Below are 16,116 nucleotides of genomic sequence, written 5' to 3' on the forward strand. Positions count from 1 at the left end.
GCCGCCCCCGGCGGTCCCCGCACCCGCCGGCCCCGGCCGTCGCCCGCACCGGACACTCCCCGTGCCGGACGGCCGCCCCGGACGGCGGCGGGGCGTGCCCGTCCGTCGCGGGACGTTCCGGGCCCCTCAGGACGTCAGGCCGCTCGCCGTCAGCGCGGGCTCGGGGAAGGTGACGCCGGTCAGTTCCTCGGACACGGTCCACAGCCGCACCGCCGCCGCCGGGTCACTGGCCGCCGCGGAGCGGCCGACCAGGGTCGGGGCGCCGCGCATCTCGAAGAGGCCGTCGGGGCCGACGTAGCTCGCGCCGGGCAGGTCCCGGACCGCGGCGTACAGGGTGGGCAGTGCGCCGGCCCGGCTGTCCTGGGCGATGAGCCGGTTGCCCAGCCGCATGGCGAGGCGCCGCAGGAGGCTGGCGTCGTGCCCCTGGAGGTTGGTGGCGGCCCAGCCGGGGTGGGCCGCCACGGCGCGTACGGTCGAGCCCGCCTCGCCGAGCCGCCGCTGGAGTTCGAGGGTGAACAGCAGGTTGGCGAGCTTGGACTGGCTGTAGGCCGTCATGGGGGCGTATTCGCCGCTCAGGTCGAGGTTCTCGAAGTGGATACGGGGACGGCCCGGCATCCGGTGGGCCCCGGACGACAGGACCACCACGCGATCGGTGACGTGCGGCAGCAGCAGGTTGGTCAGGGCGAAGTGGCCCAGGTGGTTGGTGCCGAACTGCGTCTCGAAACCGTCTTTGGTGCGGGCCTCGGGGACGTTCATGACGCCTGCGTTGTTGATGAGCAGATCCAGTTCGCCGCGCCAGCCGGCGGCGAACTCGCGGACCGAGGAGAGGGCGGCCAGGTCGAGCCGGCGCACCTCCACGCTGCCCGGCACGGTCGCGGCCGCCGCCTCGCCGCGCCGCGGGTCCCGCACCGCGAGGACCACGTGGGCGCCGGCGCGGGCCAGCGCCTCGACGGTGGCGAGGCCGAGCCCGCTGTTGGCGCCGGTCACCACTGCGGTGCGGCCGGTCTGGTCGGGGATGTCGGTGGTGTTCCAGGGCTGGGTGGTCTTCATGTCCTTTGCCATGAGCCCAATGTATGCGCTGATTACAATGTTGGCAACGATAACAATGTGGGCGCTGCTCACCCCGGGCTAGGGTGAGGGCATGAAAAGCCGCCCCTACCACCACGGAGACCTCCCTGCGGAGCTGCTCGCACGCGCCGAGCAGACCTTGCGCGAGAGGGGATCGGGAGCACTGTCCCTCAGGGAACTGGCCCGTGACATCGGCGTGAGCCCCGCGGCGCCCAGCCGCCACTTCAAGACCAAGCAGGCGTTGCTGGACGCCCTGGCGCTGACCGGCTTCCAGCGGCTGGCCGCCGTCATCTCGACCGCCCAGGAAGGCGCGGGCGAGTCGTTCGCGGAACGTCTGGACGCCGCGGCCCGGGCCTATGTCGGTTTCGCCGTGACCAACCCCGCGCTGCTCGACCTGATGTTCTCGGCCAAGCACAGCCCGGAGGCCTCCGAGGCGCTGGGCGCGACGGCCCACGCGTGGTCCGACCAGCTTCTCGAGCTGATCCGCGACGGGCAGCGCCGGGGCGAGGTGCGGCAGGGCGAGCTGGAGCGCGTCGCCCTGCCGATCTTCGCGGCGCTGCACGGCTATGCCGGGCTCACCGTGAGCGGGCTGCTGCCCGCGGAGATCACCGGGCCCGGCCTGGACGACGTGATCGCGTCCGTCCTGCGCGGCTGCGAGCCGGAGTAGGGCAGCTCGCGAGCCGCACGGGGCGGGGCCGCACCCACCGGGGTGGCGGGGGCGACGGGGCCGTACGGCAGGGGGCGCAAAGCCGGGGCGATCAGGGGCGGCCGCCCGGGACCGACAGCCCCGGGGCGGGCGGGTTCTCAGGCGACCGGCTCGCCGATGCCCAGGAGGTTGCCCTCGCTGTCCCGGAACCAGACCGCGCGTTCGCCCCGTACGCCCTTGCTCGGGTAGTTGCCGTCGATCTCGGCGACGCCGTCCTTCGTCCTGAGCCCGGGCACGTCGACCTCCTCGAACACCACGCCCCGCCGCTCGAGCTCGGCCACGACCGCGTCGAGGTCCTCGACCTCCCACCCCATCTGGGTGAAGGTGCCGGGCGAGGCTCCCGTCGGAGCGAACAGGGCGAATTCCGTCCCTCCGCATCGGTACAGCAGCCCGCCGGGCCGTGCGTCGACGGGTTCCGGGCCCAGCCGCCCGGCGTAGAAGCGCCGCGCCCGGTCCAGGTCCCGGGCGGGAAGCCTGGTCGCCACGCGTCCCCGGGCCAGAAGATTCCTGTCGTCTGCGTTCATGATTCCACTGTCACCCCGGCGCGCGCCGAACGGCGGGCGACGGCCGGCTCATGACGGTCGTCCGCCGAACTGCCAGTCGTGGACCTCGACGTCGGCAAACCGGTCCGGGGCCAGGACGGCGCGCGCCGAGTCCGGGTCCGGGGCGCGTAGCAGCGCGGCGGCGCCCACCCGGGTGACGCCGTCGTCGGACAGCAGCGGCCCGTAGGCGATCAGTTCGTCCCGGTCGGGCGGCGCGCCGGGGCCGTCGCCCGATTCCGGGCCGAGGCCGATCACCAGGTACCGGCGTCCGCCGTGGCGGCCACCGGGGAAGTCCCACATGGTGCGTCCCAGCGTGTTGTGCCACCGGCGCACCAGCACGTCCCGGTAGACACCGGCCTGGTAGTTGGGCTCGTCGAAGGCGAAGGCGCGGGCGGCGGCGGCATCCGGGAGGTCGAGGATGTGCACGCTGCCGGTGGGCGTGTCTCCTTCGGCGGCGAAGGTCGGGCCCCGGGCGATCATCTGCGCCGCGTACCGGTCCATGTAAGACCAGTGTTTCTCCAGCAGTTCGTCGCGCAGGGCGGCTGAGGCGGGCCGGTCACGGTGGTAGCAGAAGAACTCCATACCTGCAGACCCTTCCCAAGTCCGCCCGGTATCTCAAGTTCCTTTCGGCGAGGGCGACCGCGGGCGGATTTCCCGGGGGCCTCGCCGGTCCGCCGGCCCCGGAAGGGACCCGCTCCGTCCGCCCGGCCGCGCCCGCGCCGACGGTCTCTCACCCTCGTCCGGCAACTCGGATTCGTGACCGATAAGTTGACGCGCCATCATATAGTTGCGACGGCGCGCGGTGCTTCCCCTGTCCCCCGCCGCGCGGCCGGACGCCCACGGGAAAGGCACGACCCTGCGGAACCAACCGCGCAGCGGCACCGACGACGTCTCCGCAGCCCTGACCTCGCCCCGTCGGTCGGTGTTCTCCCCCGCCGCCGACGTCATCGGCTCGGAACTCGATCTGCTGATGACCGGCAGCCACGTCGTGCACGCGCTGACCCCCGGATTCTGCGACGCGGCCGGCGTGTACCTGCTGGAGCGGTGGCGCGTCGAGGAGAACGCGCACGCCGGCGTGGACGCGCCCCGGATCGAGGCACGCCGGACGGCGCTGCGTGTCGGGCCGGACGCGCGGGAGGACTGGGAGGGCATGCTGCCGGTCGGCGAGATGATCGCCTTTCCCCAGGACACGCCGTACGTCCGCGCGCTCGCGACCGGGCAGGCGCAGCTGCTCGACGCGGTGGATCCGCACACGGCCGAGCGGCTCATCGCCTCCGGGGACGGCGAGTCCCGCGTCTGCGACCTCCTGGACGTGGCGGCGTTCCTCGTGGTGCCGCTGCGGCTGCGGGACCTGGCGATCGGCTTCGTCACCTGCACCCGTGGGCCGGGGCGTGTGCCGTTCGGCCCGGCGGACGTGGCCGCCGTGGAGGCGCTGGCCGCGCGGGCCGCCGTGGCCCTCGACAACGCGCGCCGCTACGAGCGCGAGCGACGGACCTCGCTGGCCATCCGCAACAGCCTGCCGCCGGGCACGGCCCCGGAGTTCGGCGGCTGCCGCACCGCGCACGGCTGTCTGCCCGCGGGCCGCGACAACCTCGTCGGCGGGGACTGGTTCGACGTGCTGAAGCGGCCGGGCGACCGGGTGAGCCTGATCGTCGGGGACGCGATGGGGCACGGTCCGGAGTCCGCCGTCGCGATGATCCAGCTGCGCACCGCCGTCCGTACCCTGGCGGCCCTCGACCTCCCCGCGGCCGACCTCATAGGACGGCTCGACACCCTCGCCGGCGACTCCCCCGGAGTCCCCTTCGCGACCTGCATATACGCCGAGTGGGACGCCCGGCGGCGCACCTGCACCCTGGTGGGCGCGGGCCATCCTCCCCCGTTGCTGCGCGGCCCGGACGGCCGCACGGCGCCGGTCAGACTGACCGGGGCGGGCCTGCCTCTCGGGCTCGGGGCGGGCAGCTACGAGGAGACCGTGCTGAGCGTGCCGGATCCCGCCCTGCTGGTGCTCTACAGCGACGGTCTGGTCGAGTCCCGCGACGCCGACATCGACCAGGAGATCAGCCGCCTCGCCCGCACCGTGGACGCGGCGGCCGCCATCGAACCCGGGGACGGCGGCGGGCAGGACGCGCTGCCGTCCCTGTGCCGCCGGCTCCTGCACGCCCCCTCCGGGGCGGCCGGAGCCGACGACCGCACCCTGCTGCTGGCCGAACTGACGCCTGCCGGGTGCTGAGTCGCCGGGGCCGGCCGTCGGGTGCCGGGTTCGCGGGCCGCTCAGCCCGTCATGGTCAGCCAGACCGCGTTGCCGCCGGTGAGCCTCGACCGGCCGACCCCCCAGGTCTCGGCGAGCTGCTCCACGAGGAAGAGGCCGCGCCCGCCCTCGTCGTCCGGTCCGGGCTCGCGGCGGGGCAGCCCCCGTCCCGTACGGTCGTGATCGTGCACCTCAAGGCGCAGGCGGGCGTTCGTGACGAGTCCCACGCCGCACAGGAACCGGGTGCCGAGCGTGTGCCGTACGGCATTGGTTGCCAGCTCGGACACGAGCAGGACGGCGTCCGCGCACAGCTCGCCCGGCAGCCGCCAGGCGGTCAGCCGGGCGCTCAGGGAACGGCGGGCCAGCGAGACGCTGGAGCGGTGCGCCGGGAGTTCGATCCAGTGCGTCCGGTCGGGGCTCCAAGTGTCCAGGGGCTGGGGTGAGGACGTCGTGTGGGGGGACACGGTGGTCGCCTTCCGTGGGGGGCAGCAGCCTGAGGCGGGGAACGGTGAGCAACGGACCTACGGGTGAGGGGTGTTCCGTAGGGATCCGGTACCGCGAACGCCCGAGCGGCCCAACACCGGCGGGGATGGCAGGGGTTGTCGGGGGAACACTCGAGTGGGGCAACACGGTTCACACAAGTAACTATGCTCGCAACGAAGTTCAAGCTGCAACCGACTGCCTGATAATTTCAGCGCGTCGGTATCGGTCCGGCTGCTCCGGCAGGCCGCCGTCGGACCCGCGACGGTGACGGCTCCTCAGGAGGTAGGGCGTGGGCGAAGGCCGTTCGGGCACGGGCAGCACCAGCGCGCCCACCGTGCTGCGCATGATCCTCGGCCGGCGGCTCCGGGAACGGCGCCTGAACGCGGGTGCCACGTTGGAGGACGCGGCCCGGGCGCTGCGGGTGAAGCCCCTGACCGTGCGGCGTCTGGAGAAGGCGGAGGTCGCCCTCAAGCCGCTCTACGTGGAGATCCTGCTGGAGTGCTACGGGGCCGGCCGGCAGGAGATCGACGAGTTCGTCACCCTCGCCGAACGGGCCAACGCGCCCGGCTGGTGGCATCCGTACCGTGATGTGCTGCCGAACTGGTTCAGCGGGTATGTGAGCCTGGAGAGCGGGGCCCGCACCCTGCGCACCTACGAACCCCACTACGTCACGGGGCTGCTCCAGACCCCTCGGTACGCGCGCGCGGTGCTGGGCGGAGGGTTCCCGGGCGAGCCCGACGCGGACCTGCGGCGCCGGGTGGACCTGCGGCTGCGCCGGCAGAGCCTGCTGACCGGGGACGCCGCCCCCACGCTGTGGGTGGTGCTGGAGGAGGCCGTGCTGCACCGGGTGGTCGGCGGCCCCGAGGTGATGCGGGAACAGATGGACCGGCTCCTGGAGGTCTCGGAACTGGACCATGTGAGCGTCGACGTCGTGCCGTTCACGGCCGGCGCCCACCTGGGCGCGTGCGCCCCGTTCACCTATTTCCGGTTCGAGGAGCCCGAGCTGCCCGACATCGTCTACACCGAGATCCTCTCCGGAGCCGTCTACCTGGACCAGCGCTCCGACGTCGCGGCGCATCTGGAGGCGCACAACCGCATGTCCCTGCTGACCTCGGACACGACGAGCAGGGCGCTCCTGACCCGTATGCGCGAGGAGTACTCATGACCGGCACCGACGGCTTCGAGGGCATGACGGGCACGGACGGGCCGGTCGGTCGCGTCTACAACGGCATGCCCGCGTCCGACCTCGGCGAGCAGGGCTGGGAGTCTCCGTGGAGCGGGCCCAACGGGGGCCAGTGCGTGCAGACGAAGCGGCTCGCCGACGGCCGCGTGGCGCTGCGGCAGTCGACGGATCCCGCCGGTCCCGCGCTCATCTACACCTCCGAGGAGATCGCCGCGTTCGTCGCGGGCGTCAAACGGGGTCTCGCCGACCATCTCGCGGCCGGCTGAACCCGAGCACCACGGGCAGGAACCGGCCGCCCCCTCCCCACCCGGCCGCGGCCCCGCCCGCCACCCCCCACGCACACCACCGAAAGGCACCGGCCACGCAATGACCAGCTCGAACGCCCCACGGGACATCGACACCAGCAGGCCGCACTCCGCCCGGATGTACGACTACTACCTCGGTGGAAAGGACCACTTCGACGTCGACGCACAGGCGGCCGAGACCGTCGCGGCGGTCTACCCGGGCATCTTCGTCTGCGCCCGGGAGAACCGGGCCTTCATGCACCGCGCCACCCGGGTACTCGCCCGGGAGCACGGCATCCGCCAGTGGCTGGACATCGGCACCGGCATCCCCACCGAGCCGAACCTGCACCAGGTCGCGCAGTCCGTGGTCCCCGAGGCGCGGGTCGTCTACGCCGACAACGACCCCCTCGTCCTCAAGTACGCCGAACGTCTCATGCGCAGCACGCCCCAGGGACGCACGACCTATCTCGAGGCAGACGTCAACGACGCCGACGCGCTGCTGGGCGCGCCCGCGCTCGCCGAGGTGCTGGATCTGGACCGGCCCGTGGCCCTGTCGCTCAACGCCCTCATGCACTTCGTCACCGACGCCCAGGATCCGTACGGCATCGTCGGCCGCCTGCTGGCCGCGCTTCCCTCCGGCAGCGCGCTGGCCCTGAGCCACTGCACGCCCGACTTCGACCCGGCCACCTGGCATAAGGTCACCGACATCTACACGGGCGCGGGCACCCCGGTCCGGTTCCGCTCGCGTGAGGACGTCGCCCGCTTCTTCGACGGGCTGGAGCTCCTCGACCCCGGCGTCACGGTCGGTCACCGCTGGCGCCCGGACGCCGCCGTCGAGGCCACGGACGCCGAGGTCAGCCTCTGGACGGGCGTCGGCGTCAAGCCGTAGCCGACGCCACGGGCCGGGCCCGGCGCGGGCCCGGCCCCGCGGGTCAGTGTTCGCGGGCGGGAAGGCGGTCCAGGCCCGTCTCGCGCAGGATGCGGTCGACGGTCCGCCGGAGCGTGCTGTCGGCGCCGATGACCGTCTCCACGCAGCCCGGAAGCAGATCGAGCTCCCGGTACCAGGCACGCAGGTCCTCCTCGCCGACCTCATGGGCGATCGGCTTGGTGGCGTGGCGCAGCAGGGTCTCGGCGAGCGGCACATGGAGGTAGTAGCCGTGGGTCGGGCCGCGGTGGTCCGTGCGCAGCCGTTCGAGCATGGCCGCGTACCGGTCGGCGTAGAGGATGCCTTCGAGGAGGACGTGGTAGCCGGCGTCCAGGGCGTAGCGGGCGACGGCCTCGATCAGCCCGATGTTCGCCGCGCCGGGCCGGTCGTGCTCGCGCAGCACGACCCGGCGGAGGTTGTCCTGCCCGACCAGGGCCAGACCCCGGCCGAACCGCTCGCGGAGACCGGCCGCCACCGCCGACTTGCCCGAGGCGCTGTTGCCGCGCAGCACGACCAACCGGGTCTCCGGGGTGCCCACCATCACGGCGGCCACGCTACCGGCACGGCTCACCTCCCACCCCGGCGAAGCGCCGCGACGCGCCGCCGAAGAGCCGGCGGCTTCACCATCCTTACGCACAGGGCGAGTTGCCGGGCATCCTGAAGATGTGCAAGGACACGCCGGACGGGTTCGGCCGGGCCGCCCGACAGGGGCCCGTGGACCCGGAGTTTCACACCCGTGCACTGTTCGAACCGACCGAAAATGTGAACGGGTGTACGTACCAGGGTCGTTGGGACGTAAGTTGTGGCTCGAACTGCCCACGCCTCGGCCGAAAGACGGACGCCCCTCATGACCGACCACGTGACCACGCCCGGATCAGCGGCACATCAGAAGATCGACACCTCGGTGCCGCACTCGGCCCGCATCTGGAACTACTGGCTGGGCGGGAAGGACAACTACCCCGTCGACGAGCAGGCGGGTGACGCGTACACCGCGGTGTTCCCCGGCATCGTCACCATCGCCCGCAGCAGCCGCGCCTTCCTGCGCCGCAACATCACCTACCTGGTCTCCGAGGCGGGCGTACGGCAGTTCCTGGACGTCGGAACCGGTCTGCCGACCGCCGACAACACCCACGAGGTCGCCCAGCGGCTCGCCCCCGAGACCCGGATCGTCTACGTCGACAACGACCCGCTGGTCCTGGCGCACGCCCGCGCCCTGCTCTACTCCACCCCGGAAGGCGCGACCTCCTATGTCGACGCCAACGTGCTGGACCCCGAGCGCATCCTGGCGCGCGCCGCCGAGACCCTGGACTTCAGCCGCCCCACCGCGCTCATCCTCAGCAACATCCTGGGTCACGTCGCCGACCACGACCGGGCCCGGTCCATCGTCACGACCCTGATGGCGGCACTGCCGTCCGGCAGCTACCTCTCCGTCAACGACGGTTCGCGGGGCATCGACCCGGTCTTCGAAGAGGCCCAGGACGCCTACAACGAGACCGGGGCCGTCCCGTACAACCTGCGCACCGTCGACCAGATCACGGCGTACTTCGACGGCCTGGAGCTCCTGGAGCCCGGAGTCGTCTCGGTCCCCCTCTGGCGCCCGGAGGCCACCTCCCCGGCCCCCGAGGTCATCGCCGAACACGGCGGCCTCGGCCGCAAGCCGTAGCCCCATCGGCGCAGCCGTCCTCCTGGCCGGACGGGCGGCGTCCCGCCTGCGCCGTCGCCGCTCCGCCGCACCCGCCGTCACGGCCGGTGCGGCGGAGTCTCAGCAACACCGAACACGGGGTGCAGGCGGATGCGCAGTGGCCGCGGATGCGCGGCCGGCGGATGGCACCGGATCCGATCGCGACGCGGCTGCGGGTGAGCCACACCCTGATCGTCACCGAGACGGGGCTCCAGTCCCTGCCGGAGACACGCCGCCGCGGGGAGGTGTGCCGACCGGTGCACTCCCTCCCGGGAAGTCCACCCCCCATCGGAGGGTGAACGCGCTCACGGCACCGATGACCGGCCCCGGGGCCTGTCCGATGGCTCGTGTGAGCTGGTCATCAGCCACCCACCGGGATGGGGCGGACCATGCTGCCGAGGCACCGAGAAACCCTGACCAGCGGTACGGGTTCAGCTCCACGCGTCCGGTCCGGCTGATCAGCGGCTACGTCCTACGGGTGGCCGGGAACAACTCGGCCACACCCAGGAGGAAGCCGCAGACCTCCCCCGGGTCGGCGCGGACACGATCGCAGGATGGGAGACCGGTCGCCGGCCGCTCACCGCCGTGCCTGTCGGACAGATGCTTACCCTCAGGCACCGGCTGAGGCAGCTCCTCCACCGCTCCCCCGCTCCTTCATGCCTTGGAACGCGCCCTTGAGGCGGACGTCCTTCTCGCCGGCGTCCTGGAAGAGGACCGGCCGGCGGAGGAGAACCCCCTGGGGCGCCATGGTCATGCGGCGCGAGCCGGCCGAGGTGCTGGCGTGGCCCCTCAACGGCGTCGCCCCGCGCCAGATTCGCGCCCCCTCGAGGCCGACCGGATCATTGCGCAGAGCAAGGACGTCAGTACGCCGCCACCGCCGGGCCGACTGCGCAGGATCCCGCTGGGGGCTCCTGGAGAACTCGCAGCCGCAGGGTCGATCTGTACGCCGTGATCCGTCAGGATCACCGGTCGGGCATGTCGAAGCGGGCCGTTGCCAGGGCCAGGAGTTCGGTGGCGGTGCTGCTGCCGTCGACCGGTACGGGCGTGTTCATCAGCCAGGCGGCGGTGTCAGGCTCCGTCGCGGGAGGAACGATGAGCAGCGTGCGAAACCCGTCACGATAGGAGCAGAGCGTGATCTCATGCTGTTCGTGATCGGACACGAACCAGCCCGCGGTCACGAAGTGCCCGCGGACGGGAATCTGGTGCGGGATCTCGGGCCACAGCCCGATCCCCAGAATGACCCTGGTGATGCTGCCCACCCCGTCCATCGCTTCCACCAGAGCGGGAAGTTCAGCGACGAGACTGCGGGAGTACGGCCACCAGGCTCCGTCGAATCCACCCGGGACGGCTGCGTACGGCGCCAGCGAAAGCCGGACCGGCAGCGATGGAGAAGAGCCCACCACGGTGAGCGGGAAATGATCGGCAGTCGGTTCCATGACGTGAACCTGCCTCCAGGTCCGGTCTGAACCGGCCCGGCCTTGATGTCCACCGAAAACAGCACCAGCACGGCACCGGCGCAATATTCCCGGTGACTTCAGCCTACTCCCACGGGCTCCGCCCCGTCCGGCCCGCACACCCCAATCGGGTACGCGACCACGGCAGCACCGGTCGGGAAGACGACAGACGCTGGAATGTCCCTGGCCAGGGGCTGCGAGCGCCGGGCCAGGGACACACAGATGACCGTCTCCCCCAAGAAGGCTCTGCCACCCTGAGCCGTGTCCAGGGTGTCCAACGGGTCAGGTGCTTCAAGAGCATCCCGCGCTCCTGCGCAGCACCGCTGGGGTCCTCTCCATGGATACGCCTTCCGCCATCGCACAGTGAGGGCCGACAGGGCACACCCTGGTACTACCCGGCTTGTTTCGCCGCCTTTTCCCGCCTCGGGCAGCTCCCCAGGAGCCGCAGTCGGCGTACGAGCGGTCCGGGACGTGGATCGTGGTCGAGCGCGGCGAATACGACTCCTGCTGGAGGCGCTCGTGCGCAAGTCAACGCGGGCGGCAGCGCCCGGAACACCGATCTCGCCAGGTAGCGCGGACAGGTGGTCGGGACGGGTCGGCCGACCGGCCCGTCGGGCAGGGAAGAGCGGGCGGGATGCCTGCTGGGTCGCGGTGTTCAAGTTGTCGCGGTCCGCCATGTAGGGGCTGCGACTGGTGCGGGGACGGGTGAAGCGGGCTCCCCGAGTCGCAGCAGCGTGGTCTCTCCTTCGTGGAGCACGTCATCGACCGTCAGTCGGACGATGTGGGTCAGCGGTTGCGCGTAGAGCAGGACGATGGCGCCGGCAAGACGGAGGCGCATCGGTGTCTCGGGGTCGGTCAGGAGCCGGCCGAGTACGTCCAGTTGCTCGTCCTCGCTCAGCGTGGCCCGCCGGGAGACCTTCATCGTGGGGATGGAGAGGGCGCGTCGGCAGCGGCGGCTCTGCATTGCCCAACTGAGGAAGGCTCGCAGGCGGGTGCGGCTGTGCTCGGTGTTCCCGACCCACCAGGCGTCTAGGTGATCCGCCGGAGGCCCTTGCGCAGGGCCGTGCATGTGCGACGGGTGTCACGGGCATCACCCTTTCTTTCGTCTCGAACCCCGGGGCGGGGCAGTTGAGTGGCGGGTGATCAGCTTCACGGGAAGGGTCTTCGGCTGGTCACCACGGACGGCGGCCCCATTGATCAGGCGGAGTACGTCGCGCACCGCGATGTGTCCTTCGGCGCGCAGTGGTGCCGCCACTGTGGTCAGGCCCGGCTGCACCAGGTCGGAGACGAAGATGTCGTCGAACCCGATGACGCTGATGTCGTCCGGGACGCGCACTCCGGCGGCCTGCAAGCCCCGCATCAGCCCGATGGCCACCTGGTCGTTGTAGGCGACGACCGCGCCGGCGCCGCCGCGCAGGATCTCCTCGACGGCCTGGGCACCCCCTGCGACCGTCGGCGGGACGGGGCCGGAGCGCTGGATGCGAAGGCCGGTGGCCGCCGCCTCCCGCAGGCCCCGCCAACGCATCCCGTCGACCCAGGAGGACTCCGGCCCCGCGAGGTAGGCCACGGTCCGGTGGCCGAGCCCGGCCAGGTGGTCCACAGCCAGCCGGGCACCGTGCGGGTTGTCGGTGACGATGCTCGACACGTCGGCGATGTCGCGGTTGAGCACGACCGTGGGCCGCTGCTTGGCGATCACCCGGATAGCCGAGTCCGACATGCGGGTACTGGCCAGCACTATCCCTTCGACGCTCGGTACCGCGCGTTCGATGTTCCGCCGTTCGATCCGGTCGTCCTCCTGGGCGTCGATCAGCAGGATGCTGTAGTCCTCCTCCGCGGCGGCCGCTTCCGCGCCGCGGATGATCTCGGCGTAGAAGGGATTGGTGACGTCGGAGGTCACCAGCGCGAGCATCGAGGTCCGGCCTGTGGGCAGCGCCCTGGCCAGGTAGTTGGTGCGGTAGCCCAGCTCAGCCGCGATGGTCCGGATGCGGTCGGCCGTCTCGGCGTTGACCCGTCCGGGGCGGGAGAAGGCGCGGGACACGGTGGAGGCCGCGACACCCGCGGCCCGCGCGACGTCGTAGATCGTCGGCGGGCGGATGCGGCCCCGGGTGCCGCCTTCGCCGTCATCAGGCGAATCAGGGGTCTCTGCCATGGGTGTCGTCTCCGCTCGTCGGGCTGGACTGCGGCAACTGGTGGCAACCGCTTGCCAGACAGAATTTCGCAGCAGCTTAATGTCTCGGTATCCACCTCGAAACGCTGGCATCGTCGCCGCGCAGCCTAGGAGCCCCCATGCTTCCTCCCCGGGACACCTCGACGCGAGAACGCAGGTCTCTCAACGGCCTGTGGGCCTTCCGCCTCGATCCGGAAGGCACCGGGCGCCAAGCGGGCTGGTGGCGCTCCCGGCTGCCCCAGGCCCGGGAGATGCCGGTACCCGCCAGCTACAACGACGTCGTTCCGGACATCACCGTACGTGATCATGTAGGCGATGCCTGGTACCAGACCATGGTGCGGGTCCCGGCCGGCTGGTCGGGACAGCGCATCGTGCTCCGCTTCGACGCCGCCACCCACCGGGCCGCGGTCTGGGTGAACGACGCCCTGGTGGCCGAGCACGAGGGGGGTTACACGCCCTTCGAAGCCGACATCACCGCCTTGGCGGCCCCGGGGGCCGAGGTCCGCGTGACCGTGGTCGTGAACAACGAGCTGACCTGGACCTCCGTGCCGCCCGGTCATGTCGAGGAGACGGCGCGGGGCCGCCGCCAGCACTACTTCCACGACTTCTTCAACTACGCCGGCCTGCACCGTTCGGTCTGGTTGTGCTCCACCCCGGCCACGTGGATCGGCGGGATCACCGTCGACACCGGCCTTGAGGGCACCACCGGCACGGTCGGCTACGCGGTGCGCCGCGGGGACGGCCGGGACGGCTGTGCGCGGGTCGTGCTGCGGGACGCGGAAGGCATCGAGGTTGCCTCCGCGGACGGCGCGCAGGGTGTGCTGCGGGTGCCGGACGTCCACCCCTGGGCGCCCGGCGACGGCTACCTCTACGCCCTGGAAGCCCGGCTCCTCGACGACGGCGGTCAGGTGGCCGACTCCTACGTGCTGCCGGTCGGTGTGCGGACCGTGGAAGTGCGCGGCACCCAGTTCCTGATCAACGGCGAGCCGTTCCACTTCAAGGGCTTCGGCAAGCACGAGGACGCGCCGGTACGGGGCAAGGGCCACGACGACGCGCTCATGGTCCACGACTTCGAGCTGATGGAATGGATCGGCGCCAACTCATTCCGCACCGCCCACTACCCGTACGCCGAGGAGGTCTTGGAGTACGCGGACCGGCACGGCGTCGTCGTCATCGACGAGACGGCGGCCGTCGGCATGAACCTCAAGCTGCCCGCGATCGCCGGGCACGGGCCGGCCCGGACCACCTACACCAGCGAGACCATCGGCCCGGACACCCGGCGCACCCATCTGCGCGCCGTCCGCGAGCTGATCGAACGGGACCGCAACCACCCGAGCGTCGTCCTGTGGAGCATCGCCAACGAACCGGAGTCGGCGGTGCCCGCCGCCCGGGACTACTTCGCTCCGCTGTTCGAGGAAGCGCGCAGGCTCGACCCGACCCGTCCGGTGGGCTTCGCCAACGTCATGCACGACCCGGCGCGCGCCTGCCTGGTCTCCGAGCTGGCCGACGTCGTCATGATCAACCGGTACTACGGCTGGTACGTCCACGCCGGAGACCTGGCCGCCGCCGAGACCGCTCTGGAGGCCGAGCTGAACGACTGGGCGGATCTGCACCGCAAACCGGTGATCGTCACCGAGTACGGCGTCGACACCCTGCCGGGGCTGCACACGGTGCTGGACGTGCCGTGGTCCGAGGAGTACCAGGAGCGGTTCCTCGCCATGTACCACCGGGTGTTCGACCGGGTCGACGCCGTTGTCGGCGAGCACATCTGGAACTTCGCCGACTTCGCCACCCGCCCCGAGACGGGCCGGGTCGACGGCAACCGCAAGGGCCTGTTCACCCGCGACCGGCGTCCGAAGAGCGCCGCGTTCTCCGTGCGACGCCGTTGGAGGAACGATGTCTGAGACGCAAGCCCGCCGAAGGCCGGAGAGCGGGGCACTGAGCGCCGGTCCGACGGACCGCCTGAGCTTCCTCCGAGTTTTCGGCTACGGCGCGGGCGACGCGGGGAACAACGTCGCCTTCCAGTTCTCCGCGATGTTCCTGCTCCTGTACTACACCGATGTGGTCGGGCTGAGCCCGGCGGCGGTGGGCACGATGTTCCTGGTGATCCGTGCCTGGGACGCGGTCGCCGACCTCGTGGCCGGCCGCCTGGTGGACCGGGTGCAGACCCGCTGGGGCAAGTTCCGCCCGTTCATCCTGTTCGGCTCCCTGCCCCTGCTGCTCCTCAACGTGGCCCTCTTCCACGTCCCGCACATGTCCTCCGGCCTCCAGTTGCTCTACGCCTACGTCACGTACGCGCTGATCGGTCTGGCCTACAGCCTTGTCAACATCCCCTACGGCGCGCTGGCCACCGTGATGACCCAGGCGCCCGACCAGCGGACCCGGCTCAGCGCGGCCCGCGGCATGGGCGCCGTCACGGTGATCATCGCCCTGGGCGCACTCGTCGGCTCCCAGCTCGGCAAGGTCGACATGCAGAGCCTGTTCTCTACGCTGACCTGGTGCTTCGTACCGCTCGGCATGGCGTTCTACCTGTTGACCTTCTGCACCGCCCGGGAGACGGTACGACGCGACCGGCCGCAGGTGTCTCTGCGGCAGACCCTGTCCGTGCTGCGGGTCAACCGCCCACTGCTGCTGCTGTCGCTCAGCACACTGGTCTTCCTCACCGGCTATTCGACGATGATCGGCATCGCGGCCTACTACGCCCGTGACGTGCTCGGCGACTCCAGCCTCTACCTGGTGCTCAACCTGTGCAGCGCGGCCACCCTGCTGCTGATCGTGCCACTGGGACCGCGACTGGTGCGCCGGTTCGGCAAGAAGTCCCTGTTCTCCTGGGGTGCCGGGCTGGCCTGCGTCGGCGGTCTCGGAGTGGTGCTGGCCCCGGCCGCGCCGGTTGCCCTGCCTGTAGTGGCCTGGGTGGCCATGAACCTGGGCCTGAACATGCTCAACACGCTGACGATGAGCTTCGAGGCGGACGCCGTGGAGTACGGGCAGTGGCGCACCGGCCACCGGGCGGAGGGAGCCACATACGCAGTGTTCTCCTTCACCCGCAAGATCGGCCAGGCGCTGGCCGGCGCGGCGCTCGGGTACCTCCTCGCCTTCGGCGGCTACTCCGGCACCACCGCGGTGCAGTCCGACGGCGCGCTGACCTCGATCCGACTGGCCGCCGGCGTGGTGCCCGCTCTCTGTGCCCTGGTGGCGGCTCTGGTGATGCGGTGGTACCCGCTCAGCGACGCCCGTTTCCGGGAGATCCTCGCGGATCTGGCCGAACGGGAGCGCACGGCCACGTCCACCGGTCCCACGGACAAACCCAGCACGGCCTGACGCGACCAACACCATGGCGGCGGCGGCTCGGCGGCCCCCGCACACTCGACACCC

Annotated in this window: 16 protein-coding genes; 8 read left to right on the plus strand and 8 right to left on the minus strand. The window is 71.5% G+C overall.

Annotation, left to right across the window (positions count from 1 at the left end; translation table 11 throughout):
- Positions 1–126: 126 nt before the first annotated feature.
- Positions 127–1,062 (minus strand): oxidoreductase, encoded by a 936-nt coding sequence (locus tag J2X68_RS31680; RefSeq protein ID WP_310436037.1) that lies wholly within the window; start codon positions 1,060–1,062, stop codon positions 127–129.
- A gap of 79 nt (positions 1,063–1,141) precedes the next feature.
- Between J2X68_RS31680 and J2X68_RS31685 the strand changes: the two genes are divergently transcribed.
- Positions 1,142–1,735, plus strand: a complete 594-nt coding sequence (locus tag J2X68_RS31685; RefSeq protein WP_310436038.1) for a TetR/AcrR family transcriptional regulator — start codon at positions 1,142–1,144, stop codon at positions 1,733–1,735.
- Between the two features lie 137 nt (positions 1,736–1,872).
- Here J2X68_RS31685 and J2X68_RS31690 read toward each other — a convergent pair whose 3' ends face one another.
- Positions 1,873–2,298, minus strand: coding sequence for a VOC family protein (locus tag J2X68_RS31690; protein WP_310436039.1), 426 nt, complete (start codon positions 2,296–2,298; stop codon positions 1,873–1,875).
- 48 nt (positions 2,299–2,346) lie between these two features.
- Positions 2,347–2,898 (minus strand): YciI family protein, encoded by a 552-nt coding sequence (locus J2X68_RS31695; RefSeq protein WP_310436040.1) that lies wholly within the window; start codon positions 2,896–2,898, stop codon positions 2,347–2,349.
- 220 nt (positions 2,899–3,118) lie between these two features.
- On the opposite strand from J2X68_RS31695, the gene J2X68_RS31700 reads away from it, so the two are divergent.
- Positions 3,119–4,546, plus strand: a complete 1,428-nt coding sequence (locus J2X68_RS31700) for a PP2C family protein-serine/threonine phosphatase (RefSeq protein ID WP_310436041.1) — start codon at positions 3,119–3,121, stop codon at positions 4,544–4,546.
- Positions 4,547–4,587: 41 nt separating this feature from the next.
- On the opposite strand, the gene J2X68_RS31705 is transcribed toward J2X68_RS31700, so the two are convergent.
- Entirely contained in the window at positions 4,588–5,028 is a 441-nt protein-coding gene (locus J2X68_RS31705) for an ATP-binding protein (RefSeq protein WP_310436042.1), read from the minus strand.
- A gap of 308 nt (positions 5,029–5,336) precedes the next feature.
- On the opposite strand from J2X68_RS31705, the gene J2X68_RS31710 reads away from it, so the two are divergent.
- The 3 genes from J2X68_RS31710 (at position 5,337) to J2X68_RS31720 (ending at position 7,403) form a co-directional block, all read left to right on the plus strand.
- Positions 5,337–6,212: a DUF5753 domain-containing protein gene (locus tag J2X68_RS31710; RefSeq protein ID WP_310436043.1), complete on the plus strand. Its 876-nt coding sequence runs from the start codon at positions 5,337–5,339 to the stop codon at positions 6,210–6,212.
- Between the two features lie 23 nt (positions 6,213–6,235).
- Positions 6,236–6,496: a DUF397 domain-containing protein gene (locus J2X68_RS31715; RefSeq protein ID WP_310436124.1), complete on the plus strand. Its 261-nt coding sequence runs from the start codon at positions 6,236–6,238 to the stop codon at positions 6,494–6,496.
- A 100-nt stretch (positions 6,497–6,596) separates the two neighbouring features.
- On the plus strand, positions 6,597–7,403 hold the full coding sequence (locus tag J2X68_RS31720) for an SAM-dependent methyltransferase (protein WP_310436044.1): 807 nt from the start codon (positions 6,597–6,599) through the stop codon (positions 7,401–7,403).
- A gap of 43 nt (positions 7,404–7,446) precedes the next feature.
- On the opposite strand, the gene J2X68_RS31725 is transcribed toward J2X68_RS31720, so the two are convergent.
- Positions 7,447–7,980, minus strand: a complete 534-nt coding sequence (locus tag J2X68_RS31725; RefSeq protein WP_310436125.1) for an AAA family ATPase — start codon at positions 7,978–7,980, stop codon at positions 7,447–7,449.
- A gap of 306 nt (positions 7,981–8,286) precedes the next feature.
- On the opposite strand from J2X68_RS31725, the gene J2X68_RS31730 reads away from it, so the two are divergent.
- Entirely contained in the window at positions 8,287–9,102 is an 816-nt protein-coding gene (locus J2X68_RS31730; protein WP_310436045.1) for an SAM-dependent methyltransferase, read from the plus strand.
- 980 nt (positions 9,103–10,082) lie between these two features.
- Here J2X68_RS31730 and J2X68_RS31735 read toward each other — a convergent pair.
- From J2X68_RS31735 to J2X68_RS31745, 3 genes are all read right to left on the minus strand, one after another.
- Positions 10,083–10,556, minus strand: a complete 474-nt coding sequence (locus J2X68_RS31735; protein ID WP_310436046.1) for a DUF5994 family protein — start codon at positions 10,554–10,556, stop codon at positions 10,083–10,085.
- 673 nt (positions 10,557–11,229) lie between these two features.
- The gene (locus tag J2X68_RS31740; RefSeq protein WP_310436047.1) at positions 11,230–11,538 is read right to left on the minus strand and encodes a hypothetical protein; all 309 of its coding nucleotides are present in this window, start codon (positions 11,536–11,538) and stop codon (positions 11,230–11,232) included.
- A 126-nt stretch (positions 11,539–11,664) separates the two neighbouring features.
- A complete protein-coding gene (locus J2X68_RS31745; protein WP_310436048.1) occupies positions 11,665–12,723 on the minus strand; it encodes a LacI family DNA-binding transcriptional regulator in 1,059 nt (352 codons plus the stop codon).
- Between the two features lie 137 nt (positions 12,724–12,860).
- On the opposite strand from J2X68_RS31745, the gene uidA reads away from it, so the two are divergent.
- Both uidA and J2X68_RS31755 read left to right on the plus strand, forming a co-directional pair.
- A complete protein-coding gene (uidA, locus tag J2X68_RS31750; protein ID WP_310436049.1) occupies positions 12,861–14,645 on the plus strand; it encodes a beta-glucuronidase in 1,785 nt (594 codons plus the stop codon).
- Positions 14,638–16,062 carry a glycoside-pentoside-hexuronide (GPH):cation symporter gene (locus J2X68_RS31755; RefSeq protein WP_310436050.1) on the plus strand — a complete coding sequence of 475 codons (1,425 nt, stop codon included), beginning with the start codon at positions 14,638–14,640 and terminating at the stop codon, positions 16,060–16,062. The genes uidA and J2X68_RS31755 overlap by 8 nt, the downstream gene beginning before the upstream one ends.
- The last annotated feature ends 54 nt before the right edge of the window (positions 16,063–16,116 follow it).

This window comes from Streptomyces sp. 3330 (assembly GCF_031456635.1).
Classification (GTDB): Bacteria; Actinomycetota; Actinomycetes; order Streptomycetales; family Streptomycetaceae; genus Streptomyces.